The 4105-nt window shown below is 27.3% G+C and carries 5 protein-coding genes and 1 pseudogene; 1 reads left to right on the top strand and 5 read right to left on the bottom strand.

The features are described 5' to 3' along the window. Positions 1 to 423 precede the first annotated feature (423 nt). Positions 424 to 654, bottom strand: coding sequence for a glutaredoxin family protein (locus tag ACI3VO_RS08195; RefSeq protein WP_439757443.1), 231 nt, complete (start codon positions 652 to 654; stop codon positions 424 to 426). A 154-nt stretch (positions 655 to 808) separates the two neighbouring features. Between ACI3VO_RS08195 and ACI3VO_RS08190 the strand changes: the two genes are divergently transcribed. Beyond that, on the top strand, positions 809 to 1972 hold the full coding sequence (locus tag ACI3VO_RS08190) for an MGDG synthase family glycosyltransferase (protein WP_439757442.1): 1164 nt from the start codon (positions 809 to 811) through the stop codon (positions 1970 to 1972). Between the two features lie 102 nt (positions 1973 to 2074). Here the strand turns inward: ACI3VO_RS08190 and ACI3VO_RS08185 are convergent, their stop codons facing one another. The 4 genes and pseudogenes from ACI3VO_RS08185 to ACI3VO_RS08170 all read right to left on the bottom strand — a co-directional run. Continuing rightward, positions 2075 to 2278: a hypothetical protein gene (locus ACI3VO_RS08185; protein WP_439757441.1), complete on the bottom strand. Its 204-nt coding sequence runs from the start codon at positions 2276 to 2278 to the stop codon at positions 2075 to 2077. Positions 2279 to 2416: 138 nt separating this feature from the next. Continuing rightward, positions 2417 to 3016 carry a recombination mediator RecR gene (gene recR, locus ACI3VO_RS08180; RefSeq protein WP_439757440.1) on the bottom strand — a complete coding sequence of 200 codons (600 nt, stop codon included), beginning with the start codon at positions 3014 to 3016 and terminating at the stop codon, positions 2417 to 2419. 12 nt (positions 3017 to 3028) lie between these two features. Continuing rightward, a complete protein-coding gene (locus ACI3VO_RS08175; RefSeq protein ID WP_439757439.1) occupies positions 3029 to 3373 on the bottom strand; it encodes a YbaB/EbfC family nucleoid-associated protein in 345 nt (114 codons plus the stop codon). Positions 3374 to 3433: 60 nt separating this feature from the next. Further along, a pseudogene (locus tag ACI3VO_RS08170) lies at positions 3434 to 4105 on the bottom strand (DNA polymerase III subunit gamma/tau); the annotation flags it as partial.

The following is a 4105-nucleotide window of genomic DNA, read 5'->3' as shown; positions in this document are numbered from 1 at the left end:
TATCGAATATCTGGCTTGGTTTGTTGGTTTTAATTCGTGTGAATTAAAGTTTATTTTTAACCTACTGTTTAATTTTCAAAGTTCATTTGCTTAAGTCAGCTTAATCATTTTAACAATTTTTTATTTATTTGTCAAGAACTTTTTTCAAAGTTTTTTGTTTCAAACTTTCAAGCTCTTAAGCTCTCGTCCTTTTCTCTCAAGGACAAGTAATACTATACCACCAAAAAAAACTTTCGTCAATACTTTTTTTATTTTATTTTTATTATTTGTATATTCTCGTAAGATATACCTAAATAAATCTATTAAAAATCTCTATAATTCATCATAGATTTTATAAGAAATGTATTCCTATAAAATCTATGGAATAAAATTATTATCTTCAATTATTATGCCTGTAATATCAAATTTTTATAACAATAAATTTTATAAAGATAATAATTGTTTTATTCTAGGAACATCAAATCCTAAAACATAATCATTATCTATTTTCATAACTGGTACAGATAAAAACCCCTCTTTTATAAGCTCTTTTCTATATTTTTCACTTTTTGATATATTATATTCAATATATTCTATATTATTTTTTTTCAAAAACTCTTTTAATTTTACACAATTTGGACAAGTATCACTTGTGTACATTTCTATTGTTTTCAATACACTTCAACTCCCTATTTCCTATATTTTACTTTATTTTCAGTTTTACATATTATAAAATTAATATGTATTATAAATTATAAAAATATAATTAATAGTACATAATTTATAAAAATAAAGCAATATAATCATAATAATTAGGAGGTTATTTGTAATGTCGAAAAAGGTACTGATTATGTCTGCCTCTACAGGTGGGGGACATAATAGAGCAGCCCACGCAATAAAAGATGAACTTGAAAAAAAATCTATTGATGGTGAGCATATTGATTGCGAAATTGTAGATAGTTTAAAAATGATAAATACAGCAACAGATAAAATTATCTCTAGTGGTTATGAAAAATCAGCTAAATATACACCTAAAGCTTGGGGAGGTATGTATAAAATATCTGATGCTAATATAATGGCAAAAAATGAGTTTAAGGGCAATTTATTTAACACTCTTATGTGTTCAAAGCTAAAAAAATTATTGAAGGATTCCAAACCTGACTTAATCATAGGAACTCATCCATTTCCTATGATAGCTCTAAGCACTTTAAAGAAAAAATATCCTGACAACAATATTTTTAGTAGCTTTTACATACCGCCTCTTATATCAGTTTTAACTGATTACACAGCTCATTCAACATATATCCAAGATGAAATTGATTATTACATTGCTGGAGATGAATATGTAAGAGAGGTTTTAATTTCAGAAGGCATAGATGATAAAAAAATAAAAGTATATGGTATTCCTGTTGAAAAATCATTTTTAGATCATAGAAATAGAAACGTCGTGCTTGAAGAATTAGGACTTGCTCCTGATAAATTTACTGTATTAGTAATGGGTGGTAGTTTCGGAGCTGGAAACATAAAAGATACCTTAAAAGAATTAATATCTATAGACAGAGATTTTCAAATACTTGTAATCGCCGGAAGAAATGAAAGCTTAAAAGAAAAATTAGAAAAATCAATTGATAAACATACATTTGATAAAAATATATCTGTGCTTGGTTTTACTAAAAAAATGAACGATATATTATCATCTGTTGATATAATGATTTCAAAACCAGGTGGATTGACAACTACTGAATGTTTAATAAAGGAATTACCGATGATTGTCCCTTATTACATACCAGGTCCAGAAGAAGAAAACCTAGACTTTTTATCAAATTGTGGTGCTGCTATAAGAACTTCTAAAAAATTCACTCTTTCTGTATTACTAAAAGTACTTATAGACAATCCATCTAGAATAGAATTAATTAAAAACAACATAAAAGCTATAAAAAAACAAAACACAGCTGAAGATATAGCGAATTTGGTAATTGATATAATCGGTTAATATTATCAGTACACTACATAGCTAAAAGCATATAATTCGATAAGAAATTAATAAAGCCAACTCTAATGAGTTGGCTGATTTTACAATATCGTCTTTTAATTTTTAATAAGGTTCATAAAAATCTTCTTCGTAATCATACTGATAATTTTTGTAGTTATTTCTGAAAGAGCTATTTCTATTATCCTTTATTACGTGTTTTTTTCTTTTAGTTGTACTTTTTGATTTGTCCCTTTTTTTAGATTCAATTTTTCTCTGTCTTTTTTCTTTATTAACAGTATACTCCTCAAAATCCATAGTTGTTTTCATTTTACACCTCTATTTAAATTTATTAATAAGATTATACAACAATGTTTTTAACGATTCAATTAAGTAAATTAAAAAAAATCAGCGCAAAATAACACATATTATTCCACGCTGATTTCCTCTATTTATTAAAAATTTTTATTAAATTTCTCTTCTTCCTTCCAAGGCTTTAGATATAGTAACTTCATCGGCATATTCTAAATCTCCTCCTACAGGTAACCCATGAGCTATTCTAGTTACTTTAATTCCCATAGGCTTTATAAGTCTAGCTATATACATAGCTGTAGCTTCTCCCTCTATAGTTGGATTAGTAGCCATTATTATTTCCTTAACCTCTTGATTTCCTAATCTTTGGATTAATTCCTTTATATTTATCATATCCGGACCTACACCATCCATAGGTGAAATTACACCATTTAAAACATGATATTGTCCCTTAAATTCTTTTATTTTTTCCATAGCTGCTACATCTCTAGGATCTTCTACTACGCATATTACACTTGGATCTCTGTTTGGATTAGAACACATACTGCAAGGGTCTTTATCTGTTATATTACAACATATAGAACAGTATTTGATTTCTCTTTTCGCATCTAAAATCGCCTTTGCTAGAGCTTCTACATCATTCGTATTCATATTAATAATATGAAAAGCCAATCTTTGAGCTGTTTTTTTACCTACCCCTGGAAGCTTTGAAAATTCTTCAATAAGCCTACTTATAGGCTCTGTATAATACTGCATTATTATCACCTACTAAAATAATCCTGGTATGTTCATTCCCCCAGCCATTTTACTCATTTGAGATGATTGAGCATCGTCAACTTTTCTTAAAGCTTCGTTTACAGCACTTATTACTAAATCTTGTAACATTTCTATATCATCTGGGTCAACAACTTCTGGTTTCATGTTTATGTCTAAAAGTTCTTTTTTCCCATTAACTTTAACAGTTACAGCTCCTCCTCCTACAGATACTTCAAACTCTTTAGCTTCTAATTCTTGTTGCATTTTTTGCATATTATCTTGCATTTTTTGAGCTTGCTTTAAAATTTGATTCATATTTCCTGGCATCATTCCTCCGCCAAATCCTTTTTTAGCCATTTATCTTTCCTCCTTAAAAAATTTTTTCATTGTATCATAATATAATTATTATCATTTATTTTAGCTTTTTTCAATACTATCTTTTACTTCTAATATATCCTCACTTACTATATCTTTTAATATCTTCTCACCTTTATCCTCTTTTTTTATTTCAGTATTTAAATTTACTACTTGAGATTTTAAAGCTATTTTTACATTGAAGCTTCTGTTCAATACTTCTCTTATTACTTTTTCCACATATTCTATAGTTTTCGGTGAATCCAATCTAGATTTAGCAAATGAATAATTATCCGTAAAAATTATATACAAAGTATCATCTGATACATTAAAGCTATCTACATCTTGAAGTAAGGCCCTAGTTACCTGTTCCTTATCCTCTTTCATCTTTTGTAATATATTTTTCCATGATTTTTGTATTAATTTAACATCATCATTTTTTATATTTTCATATTCTATATTTTCTTCTGATTGAGTTTCTTGTATATTTTTGTCGATTTGATCATTTCCATCAAAGTTATCCACTGATTGATTTGTGGATATGTGATTAACTTTTATATCTCCTGATTCAATTTTCTTTTCTAAATTCTCTATTCTCTTAATCAAAGCCTCTTTACTTTCATCAAACATAGGCTGAACTATTTTTATCATAGTTACTTCCATAAGAACCCTTGGATTTGATGAAGTTTTCATAGCATTCTGTGTTTCTGATAATATATTTAAAATTCTTATTAA

Source organism: Intestinibacter sp., assembly GCF_051866655.1.
In the GTDB taxonomy this organism is placed as follows: domain Bacteria; phylum Bacillota; class Clostridia; order Peptostreptococcales; family Peptostreptococcaceae; genus Intestinibacter.
Note: the sequence above shows the minus strand (reverse complement) of the source record. Positions and strands in the feature narration are given on the sequence as shown.

What these genes read in the sequence shown, in the direction of transcription:
- ACI3VO_RS08190 (WP_439757442.1), top strand. Translation starts at nt 809, where the DNA reads ATGTCGAAAAAGGTACTGATTATGTCTGCCTCTACAGGTGGGGGACAT.
- ACI3VO_RS08185 (WP_439757441.1), bottom strand. Translation starts at nt 2,278, where the DNA reads ATGAAAACAACTATGGATTTTGAGGAGTATACTGTTAATAAAGAAAAA.
- recR (WP_439757440.1), bottom strand. Translation starts at nt 3,016, where the DNA reads ATGCAGTATTATACAGAGCCTATAAGTAGGCTTATTGAAGAATTTTCA.
- ACI3VO_RS08175 (WP_439757439.1), bottom strand. Translation starts at nt 3,373, where the DNA reads ATGGCTAAAAAAGGATTTGGCGGAGGAATGATGCCAGGAAATATGAAT.